Origin of the sequence: Cryobacterium tagatosivorans, from assembly GCF_004402215.1 — a bacterium.
Classification (GTDB): Bacteria; Actinomycetota; Actinomycetes; order Actinomycetales; family Microbacteriaceae; genus Cryobacterium; species Cryobacterium tagatosivorans.
Genome location: NZ_SOEZ01000079.1, coordinates 133,444 through 157,443 on the forward strand (window position 1 = coordinate 133,444; position 24,000 = coordinate 157,443).

A 24,000-nucleotide genomic window follows, 5' to 3' on the forward strand; every position below is an offset into this window, starting at 1 on the left:
ATGGTGAAGTGCCTGAATGCTGGGACGTTCCCAGTCTCCCAATCTATCGGAGGCCATCTCTCCCCGCGAAACCGCAGTTGTGCGCGCCAAACGGCACGAATAACGTGCACAACTGCGGTTTCGCGGGTCGGGGCGGGGGATTAGGGGAGGGAGGGGACGGCGGAGAGGAGACGGCGGGTGTACGGATGCTCGGGGGCGGTGAAGACCTGCGCGCCCTGTTCCACGATCCGTCCCTCGCTCATCACCGCGACCCGGTCGCTGACGTGCCGCACCACGCCGAGGTCGTGCGAGATGAAGAGGAGGCTGAGCCCCAGATCACGCTGGAGCTCGTCGAGCAGGTCGAGCACCTGCGCCTGCACGCCCACGTCGAGCGCGGAGACCGGCTCGTCGCAGACCAGGACCTGCGGCCGGGACGCCAGGGCGCGCGCGATCCCCACTCGCTGCCGCTGGCCGCCGGAGAGTTCCAGCGGCCGGCGGGCGAGGAGCGCGGGGGACAGCCGCACCCGGTCGAGCAGCTCGGCCACCCGTGCCCGTGTGCCGGCCTCGGCGGCCCGTGCCCGCGCGGGCCGCGAGCCGGGCGCGAGCAACCCCGATCCGGGCGGGTGCCGGCTGTCCGGGGCGACGGCATGGTGCAGGATGTCCCGGACGCTCAGCCGTGGGTCGAAGGAGCCGAGGGCATCCTGGTAGATCGCGCCGACCGAGGTGCGCAGCGGGCGCCTCGCCTGTTCCGACACGGCGCTCCACGCCCGGCCGAGCACCCGCACCTCGCCGTGGTCCGGGGTGGCGAGGGCGAGCACGAGGCGCGCCGTCGTGGTCTTGCCCGAGCCGGATTCGCCGACGATGCCGAGGGTGGTGCCGCGCTCGAGCCGGAACGAGACGTCGTCGACCGCGAGCAACCGGGTGCCGTCGGGCATCCGGAACCCCTTCGTCAGGCCGGTCGCCTCGAGCACGACGGCCGGGCCGACGCCGGGGCCCGGGGTTCCCGCGGGCACCGACGGCGGGCGCGGCTCGGTTCTCGCCGAGGCCGCTGTCGGAGCCGCCGTTGCCGTTGCCGGTGTCGCTGTCGCAGGTACTGCCGCTGTCGCCGGCACCGCCGCCGCGAGCCGCGTGCCGCGGGGCTTCCCGGCCGGGACGGCGGCGACCATGGCCCGGGTCTCGGCGTGGCGGGGGCGGCCGAGGACCTCGCGGGTGGGGCCGGTCTCGACGATGCGCCCGTTGCTCATCACCGCCACCCGGTCGGCGATCCGGCTGACGACGGCCAGGTCGTGGCTGATCAGGATCAGGGCGGTGCCGCCGCGTTTGACCCGCTCGAGCAGCTCGAGGATCTGTGCCTGCACCGTGACGTCGAGCGCGGTCGTGGGTTCGTCGGCGATCAGCAGGGGTGGGTCCAGGGCGATCGCCGAGGCGATCAGCGCCCGTTGCCGCTGGCCGCCGGAGAGCGCGCCGGACCGCTGCCGGCTCCGCAGCTCACCGTCCGGCAGACCCACCGAGTCGAGGAGTTCGAGCACGCGGCGGGATCGGTCGGCCGGTCCCAGGCCGGTGTGCAGCCGGAGGGAGTCCGCGATCTCCCGGCCGACCGGGCGGAGCGGGTCGAGGGAGGCCAGGGCGTCCTGCAGCACGAGCCCGACGTCCCGGCCGCGGCGCCGGCGCCAGGCCGCCTCCGACAGCCCGAGGACCGACTGGCCCGCGATCGACAGCTCGTCGGCATCAACCCGTGCGCCCGCCCCGGCGAGGCCAAGCAGGGTGCGCGCGGTGACGCTTTTGCCCGAGCCCGATTCGCCCACGATGGCCAGGCACTCGCCGGCCGCGACCTCGAACGAGACCCCGGACACGACCGGTTCGGCTCCGAAGCGGCCGAAGCCGACGCTGAGGTTCCGCACGCGGAGCGCGGGCCCGGAATCGGGCGCGGGGGGTATCGGCCGCGCGCTCATGCGTGCCGCATCCGTCGTTCGATGGCTCGGCCGAGGGTCGTCGCGGCCACGGCCGTCAGTACGATGAACAGCCCGGGGAAGAAGCTCATCCACCAGGCCGAGGTGATGTAGGTGCGGCCCGCGGACAGCATCGCGCCCCATTCCGCGGCCGGCGGCTGGGCGCCGAGCCCGAGGTAGCTGAGCGCGGTCGCCCAGACGATCGCCTGGCCGATGCCGAGGGTGGCGAGCACGAGCAGGGGAGCGAGCGTGTTCGGCAGGATGTGCCGGGCCAGGATGCGCCACGCCGTGAGCCCCTGCACGGTGGCGGCCTCGACGAAGGCGGAGGAGCGCACCGAGACGAGCTGGGCGCGGATGATGCGCGCATAACCGGGCGCGGTGGACAGGCCGACGGCGATCGTGGCCGTCGCCACCCCCGGGCCGTAGATCAGGATGACCAGCAGAGCCAGCAGCAGGCCGGGAAAGGCGAACAAGACCTCGAGCACGCGGTTCACCGTGAAGTCGACGAAGCCGCCGAGCATGCCGGCGAGGGTGCCGAGCAGCACGCCGAGCCCGAGTCCGATCGTCGTGGCCAGCACGCCGATCAGCAGCGAATTGCCGGTGCCGTGGACGACCCGGGTGTACAGGTCGCGCCCGGACTCGTCGGTGCCGAACCAGTGCGGCAGGGACGGCGGCTGGAACGCCGAGAGCGGGTCGATGGCGAGCGGATCCCCGGGGGCCAGGAGCTGCGGCACGACGGCGGCGAGCACGAGGAACAGCGCCACCGCGCCGGCCAGGCCCTCCGCCACGCCGATCCGGCGCGGGCGAGGGCTCGCGCCCTGCCGCCGGGCGCCGAGGCCGAGCTCAGCCTGGAGCTCGAGGTCGCTCATCGTGCCCTCACCCGCGGGTCGGCGACGCGGGTGGCCAGATCGGTCAGGAGCGTCATCAGGATGTAGGCGACGGCGACGAGCATCACAACGCCGATGACCACGGGGACGTCCCGCACGGTCACGGCGTTCAGCAGGGTGCGCCCGAGGCCGGGACGGGCGAACACGGTCTCCACCACGACGGCGCCGCTGATCAACGAGCCGAACGCCCAGCCCGACAGGCTGATCGCGGGAATCGAGGCGTGCCGGATGGCGTGGATCCAGCGAACGCCCCTGGCGCTTTCGCCCCGAGCCAGGGCGGAGAGCACGAACGGCGATTCGAGGGCGGTGAGCAGCGGCTCGCGGATGACCTGGCCGAGGAAGCCGGCCAGGGGCACCGCGAGGGTGAGGACGGGCAGAACGAGCCCGGCGAGTCCGGGGGTGCTGATCGGCGGCAGCACCCCGAGCCAGATGCTGAAGAGCACGATCAGGGCGGTGGCGAGCCAGAAATGCGGCAGGGACGCCGCCACGATTTCGAGGCCGGAGCCCACCCGCGCCGCGACGCGTCCGCCGCGGGTCGACCACGTCGCCAGGGCGAGGGCGATGATCCAGGCCAGCGCCAGGGACAGGACGGCGAGGACGAGCGTGCCGCCGAGCTGGCCGAGCACGAGAGGCCCGACGTCGAGCTTGAGCGCGTAGGAGCGGCCGAGGTCGCCGGTTGCCAGCCGCCCCAGCTGGGCGAAATACTGCACGAGGAGCGGCTGGTCGAGGCCGTATTCGGCGCGAACGGCGGCCAGCGCCTCGGCCGAGGCCTGCGACCCCGGGCCGCCGAGGATGGCCTCCGCGGGGTCGCCGGGGATCAGCCGGACGGCGAAGAAGGTCAGCGTGGCGACGGCCCAGAGCACGAACACGGCACCGCCCAGCCGCGCGGCCAGGAGCCGGGGCAGTGGAGTGCGCCTTACCGGCTCAGCCACGCGTCGTAGAACGTGGGGGTGGAGACGGTCGGCAGGGCGCGGGCGCCCTCGACGTCGGCGCCCAGCAGGAAGTGGTTCTGCTGGTCGTAGAGCGGCAGGATGTAGAACCCCTCGAGGAGGAGGTTCTGCGCCTCGGTGTAGAGATCCTTGCGCTTGTCGGCGTCGGACTCGCGGCCGGCCTCGGTGAGCAGCTCGTCCAGTTTCGGGTCATTCACCTGCGCGTGGTTGGCGAAATAGCCGCTGGGCGCCGGGGTGATGCCGTCCGAGTGGAAGAGGATCCGCAGCACGTCGGGTCCGACCTTCGTGTACGGCGCGCTCACCGCGTCGTACTCGCCGTTGCCGAGGGCTCCGTACCAGCTGGACAGGTCCATCGGGGTGAGCTTCACCTCGAAGCCGGTCTCCTTCGCCGTCGCCTGGATCTGCTCGAACAGCGACTGCTCGGCCGGGATGGACTGGTTCGTGCTGACCGGGAAGAACACGGTCAGGCGCACGCCGTCCTTTACCCGGTAGCCGTCGGCATCCGTCTCGCTCCAGCCGGCGGAGTCGAGCAGCTTGCCCGCGGCCTTCGGGTCGTACTCGAAGAGTTCCGGCCGCGACACGGCGAGGGCCTCGGCGCTGGAGAGGGCCGAGTAGGAGCGCTTCGCCGTGCCCTGGAAGAGGCTGGCGACGCCGTCGTCGACGTTGGCCGAGCGGATGAACGCCTCCCGGACCTTCGGGTCGGTGAACGGTCCAGTGCCGGAGTTGAGTTCGATCCGGTTGGCTGCCCCGGGCCGCGGTGCGTCGAGGTGCTGGATCGAGTCGCCCTTGTCGGCCTGCACGATCGTGTCCGGCTGGGCGTTGTCGATCACGTCGACCTCGCCGGCCTGGAGCGCCGCGTAGCGGGACGCCGACTCGGGGATGAACCGCCAGACGATCTTCTCGAGGTAGGCGGGACCCTCGTGCCCGGCGTCGGCCGGCGGGGAGTCGTAGGTGTCGTTACGCACGAAGGTGATGGCGTCCTGCTTCACCCAGTCCTTGATCACGAACGGGCCGGTGCCGATCGGGGCGGCGCAGTTCTCCTCCATGCCGCGGGCGAGGCCTTCGGGGGACTCCATCGCCAGCCACGGCTGGGAGAGCGATTCCAGCAGGGCGCTGTCCGGTTCGGCCAGGGTCAGGCGCACGACGGTCGCCGAGACCGCCTCGGTGCCGGTGACCTTCTGCAGAGCCAGGTAGCCGGTGGACGAGCCCGTCGCCGGGTCCTGGAGGTGGGCGATATTGGCCTGCACAGCGGCAGCGTCGAAGGGGGACCCATCGCTGAAATAGACGTTCTCCCTGAGCGTGAACTCCCAGGCCAGGCCGTCGTCGCTCTCCGACCATTCGCTGGCCAGCCAGGGGATGATGGCGCCGCTCTTGTCGCGGGAGACCAGCGACTCGAGGAATTGCGTGCCCGTGAGCGCCTGCGGGTAGTTGCCGCCGACGTGCGGGTCGAGGCAGTCGGGTTCGGCGTCGCCCGAGGCGTAGGTGAGGGTGCCTCCGACGACGGGTTTGCCGCTGGCCGGCGCGTCAGGGGCGGCGGTGCAGGCGCTGAGCAGCAGGCCGGCGACGGTGAGGGTCGCTCCAGCGAGCAGGGCGCGGCTGGTGCGGGTGTTCCCGGAGGACTGCATGCGTTTTTCTCTTCTCCCGGCCGGGCGGCGGCCGAGTGTGCAAATGTTGGGCGCGGTACACAGGGGAAATGAACCGAGTCCAATCGTACGTCGACGCCGGATACCCGGGCGCCCGGGTCGCAGGGTAGAATCGGCTGATCGACTGTGAACCGGCCATCACCGGTGAGTCTTCGGAAGAGCGGCGGCCACCCTCGGGTGCGCGGCCGGGTAGAACCGAACGGGTCGGGCCCGTCACAGCCTCTGAACAAGCGGTCACCCAGGTGAACTCCGGGGCGGCAAGCGAGGTGGTACCGCGGTGGATCCCGTCCAGGGTCCGGCGTCCTCGTGGAACAGGCAATATTTCCGTAACCTCGCCTCGTCCAGGAGAAGCATGACGTACCCCAAGGGTCAGAACACCAGCGGTCAGAACGCCCACGACGGCGAACCGAGCGGCCACCGCCGCGAGCAGGCGGCCGGCGTCGTCCCGTCGCCGAGCTTCCCGCAGATCGAGACCGAGGTGCTCGCGTTCTGGGAGGCCGACGGCACGTTCCAGGCGTCGATCGACAACCGCGCGGATGCCCCCGAGTGGGTTTTCTACGACGGCCCGCCGTTCGCGAACGGCCTGCCGCACTACGGCCACCTGCTGACCGGCTATGCCAAGGACCTGTTCCCGAGGTTCCAGACCATGCGCGGCAAGCAGGTGCACCGGCGCTTCGGCTGGGACACCCACGGACTGCCGGCCGAACTCGAGGCGGAGCGGAAGCTCGGCATCACCGACAAGAGCGAAATCGACAAGATGGGCATCGCGGCCTTCAACAAGGTCGCCCGCGACTCCGTGCTGGAGTACACCGACGACTGGCAGAAGTACGTCACCCGCCAGGCCCGCTGGGTCGACTTCGAGAACGACTACAAGACCCTCGACATCACCTTCATGGAATCGGTGATCTGGGCCTTCAAACGCCTGCACGACAAGGGCCTGGCCTACGAGGGCTACCGCGTGCTGCCCTACTGCTGGCGCGACCAGACGCCGCTGTCCAACCACGAACTGCGCATGGACGACGACGTCTACAAGATGCGCCAGGACCAGACCGTCACGGTGACCTTCCCGCTCGTCGGCGCGAAGGCGGAGAGCCTGGGCCTCACCGCCGTGCGCGCCCTGGCCTGGACGACGACGCCGTGGACCCTGCCGACGAACCTCGCCCTGGCCGTCGGACCGGAGATCACCTACGCCGTCGTGCCCGCCGGCCCGAACGGCACCCCCGACGCCACCGTCGTCCGCGAGGACGGCGCCGCGCCGCACGCCGGAACGCCCACCGAGGTGCTCGGCGGCGAATACCTGCTGGCGATCGACCTCGTCGGCAGCTACGCGAAGGACCTGGGCTACGACACCGCGGAGGAGGCATCCGCGGCGATCTCGCGCACGGTGCTCGGCCGCGACCTCGAGGGCGTGTCCTACGACCGTCTCTTCGACCACTACGCGGATGCCGAGACCTGGGGCACCGAGAACGCCTGGCAGTTCCTCGTCGCCGACTACGTCACCACCTCCGACGGCACCGGCATCGTGCACCAGGCGCCCGCCTATGGTGAGGAGGACCAGAAGGTCTGTGAGGCCGCCGGCATCCCGGTGATCATCTCCCTCGACGACGGCGGTAAGTTCCTGCCGGCCGTCACCGAGGTGGCCGGGCTGCTCTGGTCCGATGCCAACAAGCCGCTGACCCAGCTGCTCAGGGCCGAGGGGCGCCTCATCCGCCAGGCCAGCTACGAGCACTCGTACCCGCACTGCTGGCGCTGCCGCAACCCGCTGATCTACAAGGCCGTGTCGAGCTGGTTCGTGCGCGTCACCGAGTTCCGCGACCGGATGGAGACGCTCAACCAGGACATCAACTGGGTGCCCGAGAACGTCAAGGACGGCCAGTTCGGCAAGTGGATCGGCAACGCCCGTGACTGGTCGATCAGCCGCAACCGGTACTGGGGTTCGCCCATCCCGGTGTGGAAGAGCGACAACCCGGAGTACCCGCGGATCGACGTCTACGGTTCGCTCGACGAGCTCGAGGCCGATTTCGGCGTGCGCCCGACCGACCTGCACCGTCCGTACATCGACGCGCTGACCCGCCCGAACCCCGACGACCCCACCGGGCAGTCGACCATGCGCCGCATCTCCGACGTGCTCGACGTCTGGTTCGACTCCGGCTCGATGCCGTTCGCCCAGGTGCACTACCCGTTCGAGAACGCGGACTGGTTCGACAGCCACAACCCGGCCGACTTCATCGTCGAGTACATCGGGCAGACCCGGGGCTGGTTCTACACGCTGCACGTGCTGTCGACGGCGCTGTTCGACCGCCCGGCGTTCAAGAACGTCGTCAGCCACGGCATCGTGCTCGGCAACGACGGCCAGAAGATGTCCAAGTCGCTGCGCAACTACCCCGACGTGAACGAGGTGTTCGACCGGGACGGGTCGGATGCCATGCGCTGGTTCCTGATGAGTTCTTCGGTTTTGCGCGGCGGCAACCTCGTCGTCACCGAGGAGGGCATCCGCGAGGGTGTTCGCCAGGTGATGCTGCCGCTGTGGAACACCTGGTACTTCTTCTCGCTCTACGCCAACGCGTCGGGGCCGGAGGGCTACGAGGCCACCTGGCGCACGGACTCCACCGACGTGCTCGACCGGTACCTGCTGGCCAAGACCCGCGACCTGGTCGAGCAGGTCACCGTCGACCTGGAGGCGCTCGACAGCACCCTGGCCGCGGCCACGCTGCGCGACTTCACCGACGTGCTGACGAACTGGTACGTGCGGCGCTCGCGCGACCGGTTCTGGGCCGGCGCCGGCGGGGTCGCGACCGGCTCGACCACCGCGACCGGCTCGACCACCGCGACAGGCTCGACCACCGCGAACGACGCCTTCGACACGCTCTACACCGTGCTCGAGACGGTCACCCGGGTCGCGGCGCCGCTGCTGCCGCTCGTGTCCGAGCGCATCTGGCAGGGCCTGACCGGGGGCCGCAGCGTGCACCTCGAGGACTGGCCGGACGCGGCATCCTTCCCGGCCGAGCACGAACTGGTCGCCGTGATGGACCAGGTACGCGCCATCAGTTCCACCGTGCTCTCCCTGCGCAAGCAGGCCGGCCTGCGCGTGCGGCTGCCGCTGGCGAACCTGACCGTCGTCACCTCGAACACGGCGGCCCTGGCCGCCTACGAGGGAATCCTGCGCGACGAGCTGAACGTGAAGACGGTCACCCTGGTCGAACTCGCCGGCGACAGCGCCGACGCGTACGGGATCACCTCCAGGCTCACCGTCAACGCCCGGGCGGCCGGACCGCGCCTCGGCAAGCGGGTGCAGCAGGTCATCCAGGCCGCCCGGGCGGGCGACTGGAGCGAGAAGGACGGAACCGTCACCGCCGGCGGGATCGACCTGGTCGCCGGCGAATACGAGCTGGCCCTCGCTGCTGGCGCGTCGGGCGACGGCTCCGGCGACACCGCCCTCGCCCTGCTCGCGGGCGGCGGTTTCGCGCTGCTCGACACCGCGACGACCCCCGAACTCGACGCGGAAGGCTTCGCCCGCGACATCATCCGGGCCGTGCAGGACACCCGGAAGTCCGCCGGGTTCCAGGTGAGCGACCGCATCCGCCTCGACCTCGTCTTCTCCGACGAGCAGGACGCCGCATCCTTCGGGCTGGCTTCGGGAGTGGACGTGGCGGGGGAGACCCTGGCCACCCGGCTCGCGACGCACCAGGCCACGTCCGCCGACGCCGGCACGCTTCCCTCCGAGTGGCTCGAAGGCCTCACTGGGGCGCCGGTCGAACACTACGCGCGCTTCGACGCAGGGCGCTACGCCAACCGGGGCCTCGTGCTCGTTGCCGTCGCCCGGGAGAAGGGACTCACCCATGTCTGATCGTCACTCTGATCGAAGCGATGACGCCGCGGGCGCCTGGCGCGAAGCCGGGGACGCCGTCCTCACGGCGCTGCTCGGACGGGTCGGCGAGGCCGCCCCACGGCCGCGCCTCGCGCCCACCCGGCGCGCGGTCGAGCTGCTCGGCGACCCGCAGAACGCCTATCCGATCATCCACATCACCGGCACGAACGGGAAGACGAGCACGAGCCGGATCGCCGAGAGCATCCTGCGCGCCTACGGTCTCCGCACCGGGCTGCTCACCAGCCCGCACCTCGTGCGGCTGAACGAGCGGATCATGATCGACGGCGAGCCGATCAGCGACGAGGACCTGGCCGCCAACTGGGTCGACATCCAGCCCTACCTGCAGATGGTCGACGCGGAGCTGGTCACCGACGGCGACGAGCCGCTGACCTTCTTCGAGGCCCTCACAGTGCTGGCCTTCGCCTGCTTCGCCGACGCCCCCGTGGATGTCGCGGTGATCGAGGTCGGGATGGGCGGCGAGTGGGACTCCACCAACGTCGCCTTCGGCCAGGTGGCCGTGTTCACGCCGATCGCCCTCGACCACACCGCGCGCCTCGGCGGCACCGTCGCCGAGATCGCCCGCACGAAGTCCGGGATCATCAAGCCGGCGGCGAACGTCGTCACGGCGAAGCAGGGAAGCGAGGCCCAGGCCGAACTCGAACGCGCCGTCGAACTGACCGAATCGACCCTGGCCAGCGAGGGCGAGGAGTTCGCCCTGCTGAGCAGCCAGGTCGCCGTCGGGGGACAGCTCATCTCGGTGCGCGGCCTGGCCGACACCTACACGGACCTTTTCCTGCCGATGTACGGCACCCACCAGGCGCAGAACGCCGCCGTGGCCATCGCCGCCGTCGAGTCGTTCCTCGGGGCCGGCACCCGGCCGCTGGTGAACGACCTGGTCGCGGAGGGGCTGGCCACGGCCACCTCGCCCGGCCGGCTGCAGCTGGCCGGCGTCGAGCCGACCGTCCTGGTCGACGCGGCCCACAACCCGCACGGCGCGTCGGCCCTCGCCGCGGCCCTCGAGGCCTACTTCGACTTCGACGAGATCGTCGCGGTTGTCGGCATCCTGGCGGACAAGGACGCGCACGGCATCATCGAGGCGCTGCGTCCGCAGGTGGCCCGGTTCCATGTGACCCGCTCGCACTCCGAGCGCGCCGTGCCCGTGGACGACCTGGCCGACAAGGTCGCCGACTGGGCCGGTGACGACGTCACCTTCCGGTTCGACGACCTCACCGCCGCGCTCGACGGCGCCCGGGAGTGGGCCCAGGAGGCGCCGCGCCGCGCCGTCATCGTGACCGGTTCGATCACCCTCGTCGGCGAGGCGCTGGCCCTCGCGGACGCCCGGGAATGGATGAAACAGTGAGCGTCGCGCGCGCCGCCCGGGACTCCGGACCCCGGTCGGTCAAGCGGACCCTGGCCACGATCGTGCTCGGCTTCGAAATCTTCGTCGTCGCCCTCGCCGCCCTCGTCATGTTCGGCCTGGACCAGCTGCCGCCGGCCGTCGCCCTCGGCGGCGGAGCGGCCCTCTGCCTCGCCATGGTCGCCCTGATCTGGCTCCTGCGCTTCGACTGGGCCTACGCCCTCGGCTGGGCGCTCCAGGCCGGCCTGGTCGCCACCGGATTCCTCAACCCGGCGATGTTCTTCGTCGGGGCAATGTTCGCCGCCATGTGGACCTACTGCATGATCACCGGCACCCGAATAGATCACCAGAAGGAGATCGCATGAGCACCCAGGTCGAAGAAACCCTCGTACTGATCAAGCCCGACGGGGTTGCCCGCAACCTCACCGGCGAAATCCTGCGTCGCATCGAGGCGAAGGGCTACTCGCTCGTGGACATGAAGCTGCTCCAGGCCGAGCGCAGCCTGCTCGCCGAGCACTACGCCGAGCACGAAGGCAAGCCCTTCTACGAGCCGCTGATCGAGTTCATGGAGAGCGGCCCCATCGTGGCGTTCCGCATCGCCGGCAACCGCGTGATCGAGGGCTTCCGCGCCCTGGCCGGCACGACGGATCCCACCACCGCCGCGCCCGGCACCATCCGCGGTGACCTCGGCCGCGACTGGGGCGTCAAGGTGCAGCAGAACCTCGTGCACGGCTCCGACTCGCCCGAGTCCGCCGCCGCCGAACTGGCCCTCTGGTTCGACTAATCGCCTCACGCCCCCATTCGCCGAACTGTGAGTTTGGCACCTTCCCGGGCCCCGCGAAGGTGCCAAACTCACGGTTCGGCGTGGTTAAGCGAGGGGTGTGTCGGTGAGGATCAGAGGCGGTTGAGGAAGTCCATCTGCAGCTGGGCGATGACGGCGACGGTGATCAGGCAGCCGAGAGTGATCAGGGGAACCCAGGCGTAAGCGACGGATGCGACGCGGCGCACGGACTCCGGGACCGGGATGTTCCCGGACTTCAGGTTGTAGAACGTCACGGCCAGGAAGGTCGGGAAGGCGACCGCCCAGGTGACCATGCACCACGGGCACAGGATGTCGAGCACGAAGATGCTCTGGCCGATCAACCAGATCACCAGCGCGATCGCGCCCGTCGCCCCGACGTTCAGCCCGATCCAGTACCAGTGGGCGAAGCGGGCACCGGCGAGGATCGCGGCGCCGGTCGTGATCACGACGCTCCAGCCCATGACGCCGATCAGCGAGTTCGGAAAGCCGAAGATGTTGCCCTGGGGCGAGGAGAGGTTCGTGGCGCAGCCGATCAGCACGCTGAAACTGCAGGACAGCTGCGCATTCGGGTCGGCGAGGAGATGCAGCTTGTCCAGCGTCAGCGTGAAGGCCGCGGCAAGGCCGATCGCTCCGGCGACAATCAGGAAGACGGCGAGCCCGGTGGGGCGTGCGGAAGGCTCGAGGCGGGGCATCCTCGGATTATGTCACGTGGCTCTGCACGCGTTCTGAAGAATGCATGCGATAATCGAAGCAGTCGCTCGAGCCGCGCTCGGGCAGACGCAAAGAAGCTTAATGGGCGGTAAAAGCCCAGATTCATTGGTCCCACGACCAAAGGTATTAGCAGCCAGAGCCACGGGCCGGCTGCGAAACAACAAGGATTCGCGGGGGTTTCGCGCAGGCGCAGCCCTCGCCGAGAGAGTAAACCGGATGGATGGCGCGGTCGCCCATTTCGGTCAAGGAGCGCACCAGAGATGGTGGAAGACAAAGAAATCAAGAAGCGCAAGGGCCTGTTCGGCACTCGCAAGACGTCCCGCAGGGCCGGCGCGGCCGTGACGCCGGTCGTCCCGACGGATGGCCCGAGCACCCCCACGGACGTCCCGGTGGCAACACCCACAGAGACGCCGATCGACGCGGCGCGCACCGACGCGGCGCAGAAGCCTGTGACGGAGCGAAAGCCAGTGACGAAAACCCCGACCTCAGCCGAAGACGGCCAGGCCACAGCGACCGCCGTGAACGAACAGGCAACGGATGCGCCCGCGGGCGCCCCGGCAGAGAAGGCCTCGCCCGCGGTGGAGCCGATCGGGCGTCGTCCGTCGCTCTCCCTCCTGTTCCAGGCTCCCGAGATCGTGCCGCTGCCCGCCCGCGCACCGTCGCGCCAGGACGCCCGCCAGGACGCCCGCCAGGATGACCGCGCCGGGGTCCGCCAGGACGAGGACGAAGACGAAGAGACCTCGACCGTGCGTCGCCGCGCCCGTCGTCGTTCCGGCGACGAGGGCCGCTCCGGCTCGAATGACCCCGCGAACACCGTCGTCAAGGTCCGTGCCCCGCGTGAACCGGAACAGATCACCGAGCCGCAGCGCATCAAGGGCTCGACCCGGCTGGAAGCGAAGAAGCAGCGTCGCCGCGACGGCCGCGACGCGGGCCGCCGCCGTCCCGTGATCACGGAGGCAGAGTTCCTCGCGCGCCGTGAATCGGTCGACCGCTCCATGGTCGTGCGCGCCAAGCACAACAAGATCCAGATCGGCGTGCTCGAAGACGGCGTGCTGGTGGAGCATTATGTCGCGAAGAACCAGGATGCGTCGCTGATCGGCAACGTCTACCTGGGCAAGGTGCAGAACGTCCTGCCGAGCATGGAGGCCGCCTTCGTCGACATCGGACGCGGCCGCAACGCCGTCCTCTACTCCGGTGAGGTCGACTGGGAAGCCGCGGCGGCGAACTCCGGCAACAACAGCCAGGCCCGCCGCATCGAACTCGCGCTCAAGCCCGGCGACAAGGTTCTCGTGCAGGTCACCAAGGACCCGATCGGCCACAAGGGCGCTCGCCTGACCAGCCAGGTTTCGCTGCCCGGCCGCTACCTCGTCTACGTGCCCAACGGCTCGATGAACGGGATCAGCCGCAAGCTTCCGGACACCGAGCGTGCCCGGCTGAAGAAGATCCTCAAGGAAGTCCTGCCCGACAACGTGGGCGTCATCGTGCGCACCGCGGCCGAGGGCGCCACCGACGAACAGCTCACCCTCGACGTCAACCGGCTCACCTCGCAGTGGGCTTCGATTGCCAAGCAGGTCGACTCGGTCCAGGCCCCCGCCCTGCTGCACAGCGAGCCCGACCTGCTGATCAAGATCGTCCGGGATGTCTTCAACGAGGACTTCCACAAAATGGTCATCGCCGGCGAGGATTCCCGCGAGACCATCGAGGCCTACCTCCGTCAGGTCGCCCCTGACCTGGTCGAGCGCGTGCAGAAGTACGAGGGTGACGTCGACGTGTTCGACGAGTACCGCATCTCGGAGCAGATCGAGAAGGCGCTCGACCGCAAGGTCTGGCTGCCGTCCGGCGGTTCGCTCGTGATCGACCGCACCGAGGCCATGACGGTCGTCGACGTCAACACCGGCAAGTTCGTCGGCTCCGGCGGAAACCTCGAAGAGACCGTCACCAAGAACAACCTCGAGGCGGCGGAAGAGATCGTTCGCCAGCTCCGGCTGCGCGACATTGGCGGCATCATCGTCGTCGACTTCATCGACATGGTGCTGGAGACCAACCGCGACCTCGTCCTGCGTCGCATGGTCGAATGCCTCAGCCGCGACCGCACCAAGCACCAGGTCGCCGAGGTCACCTCGCTCGGCCTCGTGCAGATGACCCGCAAGAAGCTCGGCCTGGGCCTCCTCGAGTCGTTCAGCGAGAACTGCGAAGCCTGCGCCGGACGCGGGATCATCGTGCACCACGATCCCGTCGTGAAGCACCGCCAGACCGCGCAGCCCGCCCAGGAGCGCCGTCCACGCAGCAAATCCGGCGGCAACGGCGAGAACGGCGGCCGCGACAACCGCGGCGGCAACGGCGGCGGTTCGCAGCACTCCGAGACGGCCAAGGTCGGCGGAGGCACCCACGGAATCACCGAGGATGCCAAGCACGCACTTGCCCTGATTGCCGCACGCACGATCGCCCGCCCGGTCACGGCCTCCATCCCGGTCATTGCCGAGAGCCACGCCGAGACCCGCGCCGAGACCCGCGCGCCCGAAGCCACGGCAGCCGAAGCCACGGCACCGGTCGCCGCTGCACCCGAGGCTGCCGCGCCTGAGGTCGCCGCGTCCGAGGCTGCCGCGTCCGAGGCTGCCGCGTCCGAGGCTGCCGCGCCTGGGACCGCCGAGTCGGCTCCTCGCCGGTCGCGTCGGTCCTCCTCCCGCGGGACCACGACCGGCACGGCGGCCGTCACCGCCCGCGCCACCACGGTCGAGACCGTGCTCGAGACCCCGGCCGCGCCCGAGCCGTCCAGCGAAGCGGTCGCCATTCTCGACATCCCCGTCAAGAAGGCCACGCGCACCCGGCGCCCGGTGAGCAAGCAGGTCACCGACCAGATGCTCGACTCCGTGCTCGAATCCCTCCCGGAGCCCAAGCAGCCCGGCCAGGGGCGTTCGCGCAGCCGCCGGGTGACCACCGCCGGCGGTTCGACCTCGGCGGCTCAGCCGATCGTCATCCCGGATTCCGGCAAGTAGGCAGACAGCACGCCCGGTACGGAAACACCGGCAGTGCCGAACGAATAGCAGCACCGAAACGAATAGGCAGCGCACCCCGGCCGGGCGCGCTGCCTATTCTTCTGCCCGCTTGTGTGCGGCTTTCTTCTGTTCGTCCTGCTTCGCGGCGCGGTCGCGGCCGGGCACCCGAAGCCCGCTCGCGCGGAGCCGGGTGACCAGCTCGCGGTTGGTCACCGGGAGAGCTCCGGCGGCCACGAGGGCGTCGTAGCGCTCCGCCGGCACGTCGTAGTGGTCCAGGTCGAATCCGCGGCGGGGGATGGCATTGGCGGCCGCGAACGCATGCAATTCCGCCAGCGAGCTGTCGCTCACCAGGTGGGACCAGAGCATGCCGTGCGCCGGCCATGCCGGCTGGTCGATCAACACGGTCATTCCCAAAGTGTACGGACCCCGCCCCGGTTTGACCGGGGGTGGCGGATCAGCTAAAGTTGACCGTTGGTGTGCGGTGGGCCTGAGTCCCCGCGATCGCCAAGGTTTTCTGATGGTGTGCGGCCGATTTGGCCTGTTCGCCCCAGTAACTTTCCATCATAGGAAATTGGGCCTCACGGCTCCCCAGAGATAGGTACGTAAAGTGGTTTACGCAGTTGTGCGCGCCGGAGGGCGGCAGGAGAAGGTAGAGGTCGGGACCATCGTTACGATGGACCGAATCAAGGCTGACAAGGACGGCAACGTCGAGCTGGCCGCCGTGCTTCTCGTCGACGGCGACAAGATCACCTCTGACTCCCAGTCGCTGGCCAAGGTCAAGGTCACTGCCGAGGTCCTCAACGACCTCCGCGGCCCGAAGATCGTCATCCAGAAGTTCAAGAACAAGACCGGGTACAAGAAGCGTCAGGGGCACCGTCAGGAGCTCACGCGCGTCCAGGTCACCGGCATCGCCTAAGGCCTGAGGAGAAGAACAGATGGCACACAAAAAGGGTGCGAGTTCCACTCGCAACGGTCGCGATTCCAACGCTCAGCGCCTCGGCGTGAAGCGCTTCGGAGGTCAGGTTGTCAGCGCGGGCGAGATCATCGTTCGCCAGCGCGGCACGCACTTCCATCCCGGCGTCAACGTCGGCCGCGGCGGAGACGACACTCTCTTCGCCCTCGAAGCCGGCTCCGTCCAGTTCGGGGCAAAGGGTGGCCGCAAGGTCGTCAACATCGTGGTGGCTGCCGAGTAGGTATCCACAGCTAGAGAACGTGAGGGCGGGCTTCGGCTCGCCCTTACGTGTTTTACCCCCCACTTGAAAGGTTTTCCATGGCTACATTCGTCGACCACGTCACGCTGCATTTGCGAGCTGGCCACGGAGGGAACGGCTGTGTTTCCGTCAAGCGGGAGAAGTTCAAGCCCCTCGCCGGCCCCGACGGCGGTAACGGCGGAAGCGGCGGCGACCTCGTGCTCGTCGCCGACCCGAACGTCACCACCCTGCTCGGCTACCACCGTTCTCCTCACCGGTCGTCCGACAACGGCGGCCCCGGCATGGGCGACCACCGCAACGGCCATACCGGCGAGCTGCGCGAACTCGCGGTCCCGCTCGGCACCGTGGTCAAGGACATGGAGGGCAACGAGCTCGCCGACATGACCGAGCCCGGGATGCGCCTGGTCGTGGCCCCCGGCGGGCAGGGCGGCCTGGGCAACGCCGCCCTCGCCTCCACCAAGCGCAAGGCCCCCGGCTTCGCGCTCCTCGGCACCCTGGGCTGGGAAGGCGACGTCCAGCTCGTCCTGAAGACCGTGGCGGATGTCGCCCTCGTCGGCTACCCGTCGGCCGGCAAGTCGAGCCTGATCGCCGCCATCTCCGCGGCCCGGCCGAAGATCGCCGACTACCCGTTCACCACCCTGCACCCGAACCTCGGCGTCGTCGATGCCGGCGAGGTGCGCTACACTGTCGCCGACGTCCCCGGCCTGATCGAAGGCGCCAGCGAGGGCAAGGGCCTCGGCCTCGACTTCCTTCGCCACGTCGAACGCTGTACCGCACTGCTGCACGTGCTCGACTGTGCCACGCTCGATCCCGGTCGCGACCCGATCAGCGACCTCGACGTCATCCTCGGCGAACTCGCCGCCTACCCGGTGCCGGAGGGCCAGAAGCCGCTCCTCGACCGCCCCCAGCTGGTGGCGCTGAACAAGATCGACGTGCCCGAAGCACGCGAACTCGCCGAGTTCGTGCGCACCGACCTGGAGGCCCGCGGATACCGGGTCTTCGAGATCTCCACGGTCAGCCATGAGGGTCTCCGCCAGCTCAACTACGCGCTGGCCGAAACGGTCGAGGCCGGACGAGTCGAACGGGCCGCCGCCCTGGCCACGAAGCCGCGCATCGTCATCCGTCCGAAGGCCGTCGACGACAGCGGCTTCGTCGTGCGGGTCGAGGGTGGCTCCTTCGGCAACATCTACCGGATCCTGGGCACCAAGCCCGAGCGCTGGGTGCAGCAGACCGACTTCACCAACGACGAGGCGGTCGGCTTCCTCGCGGACCGCCTGGCCAAGCTGGGCATCGAGAACGAACTGTTCAAGTCCGGAGCGGTCGCCGGTTCGACGGTCATCATCGGCCCGGGCAACGGCGTCGTCTTCGACTGGGAGCCCACGCTCACCTCGACGGCCGAACTGATCACGGCCCCGCGCGGTACGGACACGCGACTGGACGACTCGAAGCGACGCACGAGCAACGAGCGCCGCGAAGAGTACTTCGGCCGGATGGACGCCAAGGCCGCGGCGCGCGCCGAACTCATCCGCGAACGCGAGGCCGGCATGTGGTCCACCGGCGAAGAGGAATTCAACGGTCCTTCCCCGGCGGAGGACGCGGAGGAGAAGGCGGCCAGGGAATGACCGTCTTATCGCGCGACCAGGCCGCTGCCGCCAAACGCATCGTGCTGAAGGTCGGCTCCTCGTCCATCACCGGTGACAACGAGGACCAGATCAATCGGCTCGTCGACGCCCTGGCCGAGGCGCACGGGCGCGGCACCGAGGTCGTGCTCATCTCCTCCGGTGCGGTCGCGGCCGGAATGCCGTTCCTCAAGCTGGAGGAGCGCCCGGCGGACGTCGCCACCCAGCAGGCCGCGGCATCCGTCGGTCAGAACGTGCTGATCTACCGCTTCCAGGAGAGCCTGGACCGGTACGGGATCGCGGCCGGCACGGTGCTGCTCACCGAGGGCGACGTGCTCACCGAGCCGCACAAGAGCAACACCCGTCGGGCCCTGGACCGCCTGCTCGACCTCGGCATCCTGCCCATCGTGAACGAGAACGACACGGTGGCCGTCTACGGCCTGCGCTTCGGCAGCAACGACCGGCTCGCCGCCCTCGTCGCGACGCTGATTCGCGCCGACCTGCTCATCATGCTCAGCGACGTCGACGCGCTGTACACCAGGGCGCCGCACCTGCCGGGGGCGGAGAAGCTCGACTTCATTGCGGCGGATGACCCGCTGACCGGATTCGAATTCGGCGCCGGCGGGCCCAGCGGCGTCGGCACGGGCGGCGCGAGCACCAAGGTGGTGGCCGCGCGGATCGCGACGAAGGGCGGCACGGCCGTCCTGGTGACCTCCACCGACCTGGCCGCGGAGGCGCTCCGCGGCGAGCACGTCGGAACCTGGTTCGAAGCGGTCGTGAGGCCCGACGGCTACTCGCTCCTATAGGCTCGATTGGCGACGCGGACCGCACTCGGTGGGCCCCGCAGGGAAGGCTCGGTCGAGTGAACACGCTGGCGCGCGGCGACGTCCAATCCGCGGCACGAATCGTCGTGAAGGTCGGCTCATCGTCGATCAGCGGCGCGAACGCCGGGCAGATCGCACGGCTGGTCGACGCCATCGCCGAGGCGCACGGCCGCGGCACCGAGGTGGTGCTCGTCTCATCCGGCGCCATCGCGATCGGGATGCCGTACCTGCACCTCAGCGAGCGGCCCACCGACCTGGCAACCCAGCAGGCCGCGGCATCCGTCGGCCAGAACCTCCTGATCTTCCGCTACCAGGACAGCCTCGACCGCTTCGGCATCGTCGCCGGCCAGGTACTCCTCACGGCGGGCGACCTCGAAAACCCCGCTCACCGCAGCAACGCCCGGCGAGCCATGGACCGCCTGCTCGCCCTGCGCATCCTGCCGATCGTGAACGAGAACGACACGGTCGCCACCCACGAGATCCGCTTCGGCGACAACGACCGCCTCGCGGCGATGGTGGCGACGCTGATCCAGGCCGACCTGCTCGTGCTGCTCAGCGACGTCGACGCGCTGTACACGAAGCCGCCGCACCTGCCCGGCGCGGAGCGGATCGACCACGTCGCTGCCGGTGAAGCGCTGGCCGGGATGGAGTTCGGCACGGCCACCGGGTCGGGGGTGGGGACCGGGGGAGCGAGCACGAAGGTGTCGGCGGCCCGCATCGCCGCGGATGCCGGAACCGCCGTGCTCGTCACGGCGACCGGCCTGGTCGCCGAGGCCCTTCGCGGGGAGCATATCGGCACCTGGTTCGCCCCCGCGACCACGCCGAGCGGGCACCCGCTGCCGTAGCCGGCCCGCCCCGGCAGACAGCCGGGTCCGCGAACCGGGGGCGTAAACTGGTCCGATGTCCCCGTCGCAGCAGTCCGTCACGCCCGTCGCCGCACCCGTCACCGCGCCCCTCACTGCAACGCTCGAAGCGGCCAGGAACGCGTCCCGCGCCCTCGCGTCCGCGCGGACCGAGGTGAAGAACCGCGCACTCGAGGCGATCGCCGCGGATCTGCGGAGCAGCGTCGACGAGATCATCGCCGCGAACCGGCTGGACCTCGCCGCCGGCGAAGCAAACGGACTGACCGCCGGCCTCCTCGACCGGCTCGCCCTCGACGCCGGCCGGATCCACGCCCTGGCCGACGCGGTCCTGCAGATCGTCAACCTCACCGACCCGGTCGGCGAGGTCGTTCGCGGCAGCAGCCTGCCGAACGGGATCAAGATCAGCCAGGTGCGCGTCCCCTTCGGCGTCGTCGGCGTGATCTACGAGGCTCGTCCCAACGTCACCGTCGACCTCGCCGCGCTGGCGATCAAGAGCGGCAACGCCGTCGTCCTGCGCGGCGGCTCCGCGGCGGAGAACAGCAACCGCGTGCTCGTCGCCCTGATCCAGGCGGCCATCGAGTCGGCGGGCCTGCCCGCCGCGTCGGTGCAGACGATCGACCCGTTCGGCCGCGCCGGCGCCACGGAACTGATGCAGGCGCGCGGCTACGTCGACGTGCTCATCCCCCGGGGCAGCGCCAGCCTGATCAATGCCGTTGTCACCCAGTCGAAGGTGCCGGTGATCGAGACCGGGGCCGGCGTGGTGCACGTCTTCCTGGACGAGAGCGCCGACGCCCAGTGGGCGATCGACATCGTGCACAACTCCAAGGTGCACCGTCCGAGCGTGTGCAACGCCCTCGAAACACTCCTGGTGCACGAGAACGCCGCCGAGCGGCTGCTGCCGGACGTGCTGGCCAGGCTCGCGGCATCCGGGGTGACGATCCACGCGGACGCCCGCGCGCGGGAGATCTTCCCGGACGCGGTGCCGGCGACCGAGGACGACTGGTCCACCGAGTACATGAGCCTCGACATCGCGGTGAAGGTCGTCGACTCCCTCGACGCGGCCATCGACCACATCCGCCGGTACTCGACCGGGCACACGGAGTCCATTGTCACGAACGACGTCGTCAACGCCGAGCGGTTCCTGAACGAAGTGGATTCGGCAGCGGTGATGGTTAACACGTCCACCCGATTCACCGACGGCGGCGAGTTCGGCTTCGGGGCCGAGGTCGGCATCTCGACCCAGAAGCTGCACGCGCGGGGCCCGATGGGGCTGCCGGAGCTCACTAGCACGAAATGGATTGTGCGCGGCACAGGCCAGGTGCGGGCGTAGGCCCCGCTAGAATGAGTGCGACGGCGGGGGCCCCGCCGTTGTGCCTTGAATGGAGAACCCCATGTCGTTTGTGACTGCAGTGCTGGCCGAGATCGAGCACACCCCGCTGCCCATGCCGACCCTGATGTACGGCGCCATCGCCCTCGTGGTCTTCTTCGCCCTCGGTTTCGTCGTCTGGACCTACCGCGACGTCGCCAACCGCCACCAGGCGAAGGCGGATGCCTACGCTGCCGCGCACGGCGGAGCGCGCAGCCACGACGGTCACTGACCCATCGACCGCCCTGTGGCTTCGCGTCGCCCCCGCATCGGCGTGATGGGCGGAACCTTCGACCCGATCCACCACGGGCACCTGGTCGCGGCCAGCGAGGTCGCCCAGAGCTTCGACCTGGACGAGGTCATCTTCGTGCCCACCGGCCAGCCGTGGCAGAAGCACGGCGTGTCCAAGGCGGAGCACCGGTACCTGATGACCGTCATCGCCACGGCGTCCAATCCGCGATTCACGGTGAGCCGCGTCGACATCGACCGCTCGGGCCCGACCTACACGATCGATACCCTGCGGGATATCCACGCCGAACGGCCCGACGCCGAACTCTTCTTCATCACCGGGGCGGACGCGATCCAGCAGATCCTCGGCTGGAAAGACGTGCGCGAACTCTGGGACCTGGCCCATTTCGTGGCTGTGAGTCGCCCGGGACATGAGCTGAGCATTTCTGGATTGCCTGACCAGGACGTAAGCTTGCTGGAGGTTCCGGCTCTGGCCATCTCGTCCACTGACTGCCGGGAACGCGTGAACCGGGGATTCCCGGTCTGGTATCTGGTCCCCGACGGGGTTGTCCAGTACATCTCAAAGCATCATCTGTATCGGAGTGTGGCATGACGTTGGGTAACAGTCCCCAGCCTCCGCTGACCCGTCGCCAGGAACGTGAATTAGCGCGCCAACAGGCGTCTGCGCCGGCCGAGCAGCTCGAGCAGCCCGAGATCCAGCCTGCGCCCGGCAAGCGTGCCGTCGTCGCAGAATCCGTTCCCGTGTCGGCCTTCGCTCCGCGCGGAACAGAGCCTGCCCCGGCCGAGAAGCCGATGACCTCTGCCAAGCGGCAGGCCCCCGAGCGCACGCTCACCCGGCGGCAGTTGCGCGCCATCAAGGCCGCCGAGTCCGGCGAGACGGTGTCCGCGGACGTCGAGGACGTTGCCCCCGACGCGGAGACGCACACCACGGGAGGGCTCAACCCGCCCGTTGGCCACTGGTCGGTCGACCGCGGCGAGGACGAGCACACCCCGACGATCGACCCGGGCCAAACCTTCGACCAGTTCATGTCTCGAGGCACCGGCGGAAGCGGAAGCCCGACGACGACGAGCGCGCTCATCCTGCCGTCGATTCCGCAGCAGGGTTCGAGCTCCGGTCCGCTCACGAGCACCGGTGAGATCCTCATCACCGGTTCGTACGACCTTCCCCGTAGCCTCGGTTCGACCGGGCACCACCCGGGCAACTTCGACTCCTCGGACATCGACCAGACCGACGATCACGACGACGCGGGCTACAACTCCACCGTGGCGCCCGTGAGCGCGAGCAGGGCCGTGAGCACGCACGCGTCCAACCGCGGCCTCGTGGCCCCGCCGCAGAAGAGCGGCAACTCCCTCCCGACCGTGCTCGCGGTCACCGCGGCCGTGCTGGCCGCCGGTGTGCTCGCGCTCTTCGTGCTCGGCTACGTTTTCAACATCTTCTAATGCCAATCATTTCGACTTCACAAACCCAGGGACTCATTCGATGACCGCTTCTGCCCACGCTCTCGAGCTCCTCAAGGTGGCCGCCGCCGCCGCCGACTCGAAGGCCGGGGAGGACCTCGTCGCCATCGACGTCTCCAACCCCCTGCCGCTGACCGACATCTTCCTCATCGTCACCGGCCGGTCGGAGCGCAACGTCGTTGCGATCGCCGGCGAGATCGAAGACAAGCTCATCGAGGCCGGTTACAAGCCGCTCCGCCGAGAAGGACGCGCCGAAGGCCGCTGGATCCTCGTCGACTTCGGCGACCTCGTCGTGCACGTCTTCCACGAGGAAGAACGCCAGTATTACTCCCTCGAGCGCCTGTGGAAGGACTGCCCGGTCATCCCGATCGAGCTTCCCGCGCCCAAGGCCGCGGAGTAGCGCTGGTTCGCGCGGGGCTCTCGCGTGTAGTAGCCTAGACAAGTTGTTTCGGAGCAGTCCGAAACACAATCTGGGTCCGTGGCGCAGCTGGTAGCGCACCTGCATGGCATGCAGGGGGTCAGGGGTTCGAATCCCCTCGGATCCACCAGGTTCAACGAAAAGCCCCAACTTCGGTTGGGGCTTTTTTCGTTCCCCGGCTCCTTTGTCGGAATATTTGTCGGAATCTTTTTGGGGTTCTTTTCACTCTCTTCTTGGATCCTGTCGGTTTCTCTTGCTGAGGGCGAACCGTCGATAATTGGGCTGTGTCCTCGCCATCCTCGCCTCTGGTCCCCGTCACCGCGACGACGCGCTGCCCCTGCCTGAGCGGGGAGACCTACGGCGAGTGCTGTGGCCCCCTGCACGCCGGGCAGGGATCCGCGCCGACAGCCGAACGCCTGATGCGCTCCCGCTACGCGGCGTTCGCAGTGGGCGCCGCGGGGTACCTGCTGACGACCTGGCACCCGAGCACTCGACCCGACTCCCTCGAACTCGATGCCGAGATGAAGTGGGTGCGGCTCGACATCCTGAGGACCGTCCGCGGAGGACCGCTCGACACCGACGGGGTGGTGGAGTTCGTGGCGCACTACCGGCTTGACGGGCAGCGAGGCCAGCAGCACGAGTCCAGTCGATTCCTGAAGATCGACCGCCGCTGGTTCTACCTCGACTCACTGGGCTGAACCGCGCCCCATGAGCGGCGGCGCGGTTCAGCAGAGCCGGGCGTCAGAACGGCGGTGGCGGGTCGATCCGGGTGGCCGGTTCGGTCGTGTATTTCTGGCCGGCGGGCGAGGTCCAGGTGAGGGTGCCGTCCCTGGCGTGGGTGACTGCCCAG

General features: G+C 69.4%; 22 protein-coding genes and 1 tRNA gene. 17 read left to right on the top strand and 6 right to left on the bottom strand.

What is annotated here, in order from left to right:
• Positions 1–140 precede the first annotated feature (140 nt).
• From E3O23_RS17450 to E3O23_RS17465, 4 genes are read right to left on the bottom strand one after another with little or no spacing between them, the layout of a single operon-like run.
• Entirely contained in the window at positions 141–1,931 is a 1,791-nt protein-coding gene (locus E3O23_RS17450; RefSeq protein ID WP_134493257.1) for a dipeptide ABC transporter ATP-binding protein, read from the bottom strand.
• Complete coding sequence (locus E3O23_RS17455) at positions 1,928–2,797, bottom strand: ABC transporter permease (protein ID WP_134493259.1); 870 nt, start codon at positions 2,795–2,797, stop codon at positions 1,928–1,930. The genes E3O23_RS17450 and E3O23_RS17455 overlap by 4 nt, the downstream gene beginning before the upstream one ends.
• Positions 2,794–3,747, bottom strand: coding sequence for an ABC transporter permease (locus E3O23_RS17460; RefSeq protein WP_134493261.1), 954 nt, complete (start codon positions 3,745–3,747; stop codon positions 2,794–2,796). The genes E3O23_RS17455 and E3O23_RS17460 overlap by 4 nt, the downstream gene beginning before the upstream one ends.
• Entirely contained in the window at positions 3,732–5,390 is a 1,659-nt protein-coding gene (locus tag E3O23_RS17465) for an ABC transporter substrate-binding protein (RefSeq protein ID WP_134493263.1), read from the bottom strand. Before E3O23_RS17465 ends, E3O23_RS17460 begins: the two co-directional genes overlap by 16 nt.
• A 370-nt stretch (positions 5,391–5,760) precedes the next feature.
• Between E3O23_RS17465 and ileS the strand changes: the two genes are divergently transcribed.
• Genes ileS through ndk form a run of 4 tightly spaced genes read left to right on the top strand, consistent with a single transcriptional unit; the run spans position 5,761 to position 11,417 of the window.
• Positions 5,761–9,255, top strand: a complete 3,495-nt coding sequence (ileS, locus tag E3O23_RS17470) for an isoleucine--tRNA ligase (RefSeq protein WP_134493265.1) — start codon at positions 5,761–5,763, stop codon at positions 9,253–9,255.
• A complete protein-coding gene (locus E3O23_RS17475) occupies positions 9,248–10,636 on the top strand; it encodes a bifunctional folylpolyglutamate synthase/dihydrofolate synthase (protein WP_134493267.1) in 1,389 nt (462 codons plus the stop codon). The genes ileS and E3O23_RS17475 overlap by 8 nt, the downstream gene beginning before the upstream one ends.
• Positions 10,633–10,998, top strand: coding sequence for a DUF4233 domain-containing protein (locus E3O23_RS17480; protein WP_166790572.1), 366 nt, complete (start codon positions 10,633–10,635; stop codon positions 10,996–10,998). The genes E3O23_RS17475 and E3O23_RS17480 overlap by 4 nt, the downstream gene beginning before the upstream one ends.
• On the top strand, positions 10,995–11,417 hold the full coding sequence (ndk, locus tag E3O23_RS17485; RefSeq protein ID WP_134493271.1) for a nucleoside-diphosphate kinase: 423 nt from the start codon (positions 10,995–10,997) through the stop codon (positions 11,415–11,417). Before E3O23_RS17480 ends, ndk begins: the two co-directional genes overlap by 4 nt.
• A 110-nt stretch (positions 11,418–11,527) precedes the next feature.
• On the opposite strand, the gene E3O23_RS17490 is transcribed toward ndk, so the two are convergent.
• Positions 11,528–12,127, bottom strand: a complete 600-nt coding sequence (locus tag E3O23_RS17490; RefSeq protein WP_134493273.1) for a vitamin K epoxide reductase family protein — start codon at positions 12,125–12,127, stop codon at positions 11,528–11,530.
• Between the two features lie 279 nt (positions 12,128–12,406).
• Between E3O23_RS17490 and E3O23_RS17495 the strand changes: the two genes are divergently transcribed.
• Complete coding sequence (locus E3O23_RS17495) at positions 12,407–15,142, top strand: Rne/Rng family ribonuclease (protein ID WP_134493275.1); 2,736 nt, start codon at positions 12,407–12,409, stop codon at positions 15,140–15,142.
• Between the two features lie 93 nt (positions 15,143–15,235).
• Here the strand turns inward: E3O23_RS17495 and E3O23_RS17500 are convergent, their stop codons facing one another.
• Positions 15,236–15,550 (bottom strand): DUF4031 domain-containing protein, encoded by a 315-nt coding sequence (locus E3O23_RS17500; RefSeq protein WP_134493277.1) that lies wholly within the window; start codon positions 15,548–15,550, stop codon positions 15,236–15,238.
• A gap of 199 nt (positions 15,551–15,749) precedes the next feature.
• On the opposite strand from E3O23_RS17500, the gene rplU reads away from it, so the two are divergent.
• From rplU to E3O23_RS17560, 12 genes are all read left to right on the top strand, one after another.
• Positions 15,750–16,058, top strand: a complete 309-nt coding sequence (gene rplU / locus E3O23_RS17505; protein WP_134493279.1) for a 50S ribosomal protein L21 — start codon at positions 15,750–15,752, stop codon at positions 16,056–16,058.
• A gap of 19 nt (positions 16,059–16,077) precedes the next feature.
• Entirely contained in the window at positions 16,078–16,335 is a 258-nt protein-coding gene (rpmA, locus tag E3O23_RS17510) for a 50S ribosomal protein L27 (protein ID WP_092323831.1), read from the top strand.
• A gap of 77 nt (positions 16,336–16,412) precedes the next feature.
• On the top strand, positions 16,413–17,975 hold the full coding sequence (gene obgE, locus E3O23_RS17515) for a GTPase ObgE (protein WP_134493281.1): 1,563 nt from the start codon (positions 16,413–16,415) through the stop codon (positions 17,973–17,975).
• A complete protein-coding gene (gene proB, locus E3O23_RS17520) occupies positions 17,972–18,778 on the top strand; it encodes a glutamate 5-kinase (protein ID WP_134493283.1) in 807 nt (268 codons plus the stop codon). Before obgE ends, proB (E3O23_RS17520) begins: the two co-directional genes overlap by 4 nt.
• 56 nt (positions 18,779–18,834) lie before the next feature.
• Positions 18,835–19,641 (top strand): glutamate 5-kinase, encoded by an 807-nt coding sequence (proB, locus tag E3O23_RS17525; protein WP_134493285.1) that lies wholly within the window; start codon positions 18,835–18,837, stop codon positions 19,639–19,641.
• Between the two features lie 55 nt (positions 19,642–19,696).
• The gene (locus E3O23_RS17530; protein WP_134493287.1) at positions 19,697–20,989 is read left to right on the top strand and encodes a glutamate-5-semialdehyde dehydrogenase; all 1,293 of its coding nucleotides are present in this window, start codon (positions 19,697–19,699) and stop codon (positions 20,987–20,989) included.
• A gap of 61 nt (positions 20,990–21,050) precedes the next feature.
• On the top strand, positions 21,051–21,257 hold the full coding sequence (locus E3O23_RS17535; RefSeq protein ID WP_134493289.1) for a hypothetical protein: 207 nt from the start codon (positions 21,051–21,053) through the stop codon (positions 21,255–21,257).
• Positions 21,258–21,272: 15 nt separating this feature from the next.
• Positions 21,273–21,866: a nicotinate-nucleotide adenylyltransferase gene (gene nadD, locus E3O23_RS17540; RefSeq protein ID WP_255453323.1), complete on the top strand. Its 594-nt coding sequence runs from the start codon at positions 21,273–21,275 to the stop codon at positions 21,864–21,866.
• Positions 21,863–22,714, top strand: coding sequence for a hypothetical protein (locus E3O23_RS17545; RefSeq protein WP_134493291.1), 852 nt, complete (start codon positions 21,863–21,865; stop codon positions 22,712–22,714). The genes nadD and E3O23_RS17545 overlap by 4 nt, the downstream gene beginning before the upstream one ends.
• 40 nt (positions 22,715–22,754) lie before the next feature.
• Positions 22,755–23,132: a ribosome silencing factor gene (rsfS, locus tag E3O23_RS17550; protein WP_134493293.1), complete on the top strand. Its 378-nt coding sequence runs from the start codon at positions 22,755–22,757 to the stop codon at positions 23,130–23,132.
• A gap of 72 nt (positions 23,133–23,204) precedes the next feature.
• Positions 23,205–23,280 (top strand) — tRNA-Ala (locus tag E3O23_RS17555).
• Between the two features lie 154 nt (positions 23,281–23,434).
• Positions 23,435–23,848, top strand: coding sequence for a YchJ family protein (locus tag E3O23_RS17560; RefSeq protein WP_241983537.1), 414 nt, complete (start codon positions 23,435–23,437; stop codon positions 23,846–23,848).
• The last annotated feature ends 152 nt before the right edge of the window (positions 23,849–24,000 follow it).

Coding starts and splice junctions, on each gene's coding strand:
- E3O23_RS17450 (WP_134493257.1), bottom strand. CDS start 1,931: ATGAGCGCGCGGCCGATACCCCCCGCGCCCGATTCCGGGCCCGCGCTC.
- E3O23_RS17455 (WP_134493259.1), bottom strand. CDS start 2,797: ATGAGCGACCTCGAGCTCCAGGCTGAGCTCGGCCTCGGCGCCCGGCGG.
- E3O23_RS17465 (WP_134493263.1), bottom strand. CDS start 5,390: ATGCAGTCCTCCGGGAACACCCGCACCAGCCGCGCCCTGCTCGCTGGA.
- ileS (WP_134493265.1), top strand. CDS start 5,761: ATGACGTACCCCAAGGGTCAGAACACCAGCGGTCAGAACGCCCACGAC.
- E3O23_RS17475 (WP_134493267.1), top strand. CDS start 9,248: ATGTCTGATCGTCACTCTGATCGAAGCGATGACGCCGCGGGCGCCTGG.
- ndk (WP_134493271.1), top strand. CDS start 10,995: ATGAGCACCCAGGTCGAAGAAACCCTCGTACTGATCAAGCCCGACGGG.
- E3O23_RS17490 (WP_134493273.1), bottom strand. CDS start 12,127: ATGCCCCGCCTCGAGCCTTCCGCACGCCCCACCGGGCTCGCCGTCTTC.
- E3O23_RS17495 (WP_134493275.1), top strand. CDS start 12,407: ATGGTGGAAGACAAAGAAATCAAGAAGCGCAAGGGCCTGTTCGGCACT.
- E3O23_RS17500 (WP_134493277.1), bottom strand. CDS start 15,550: ATGACCGTGTTGATCGACCAGCCGGCATGGCCGGCGCACGGCATGCTC.
- rpmA (WP_092323831.1), top strand. CDS start 16,078: ATGGCACACAAAAAGGGTGCGAGTTCCACTCGCAACGGTCGCGATTCC.
- obgE (WP_134493281.1), top strand. CDS start 16,413: ATGGCTACATTCGTCGACCACGTCACGCTGCATTTGCGAGCTGGCCAC.
- proB (WP_134493283.1), top strand. CDS start 17,972: ATGACCGTCTTATCGCGCGACCAGGCCGCTGCCGCCAAACGCATCGTG.
- E3O23_RS17530 (WP_134493287.1), top strand. CDS start 19,697: ATGTCCCCGTCGCAGCAGTCCGTCACGCCCGTCGCCGCACCCGTCACC.
- E3O23_RS17535 (WP_134493289.1), top strand. CDS start 21,051: ATGTCGTTTGTGACTGCAGTGCTGGCCGAGATCGAGCACACCCCGCTG.
- E3O23_RS17545 (WP_134493291.1), top strand. CDS start 21,863: ATGACGTTGGGTAACAGTCCCCAGCCTCCGCTGACCCGTCGCCAGGAA.
- rsfS (WP_134493293.1), top strand. CDS start 22,755: ATGACCGCTTCTGCCCACGCTCTCGAGCTCCTCAAGGTGGCCGCCGCC.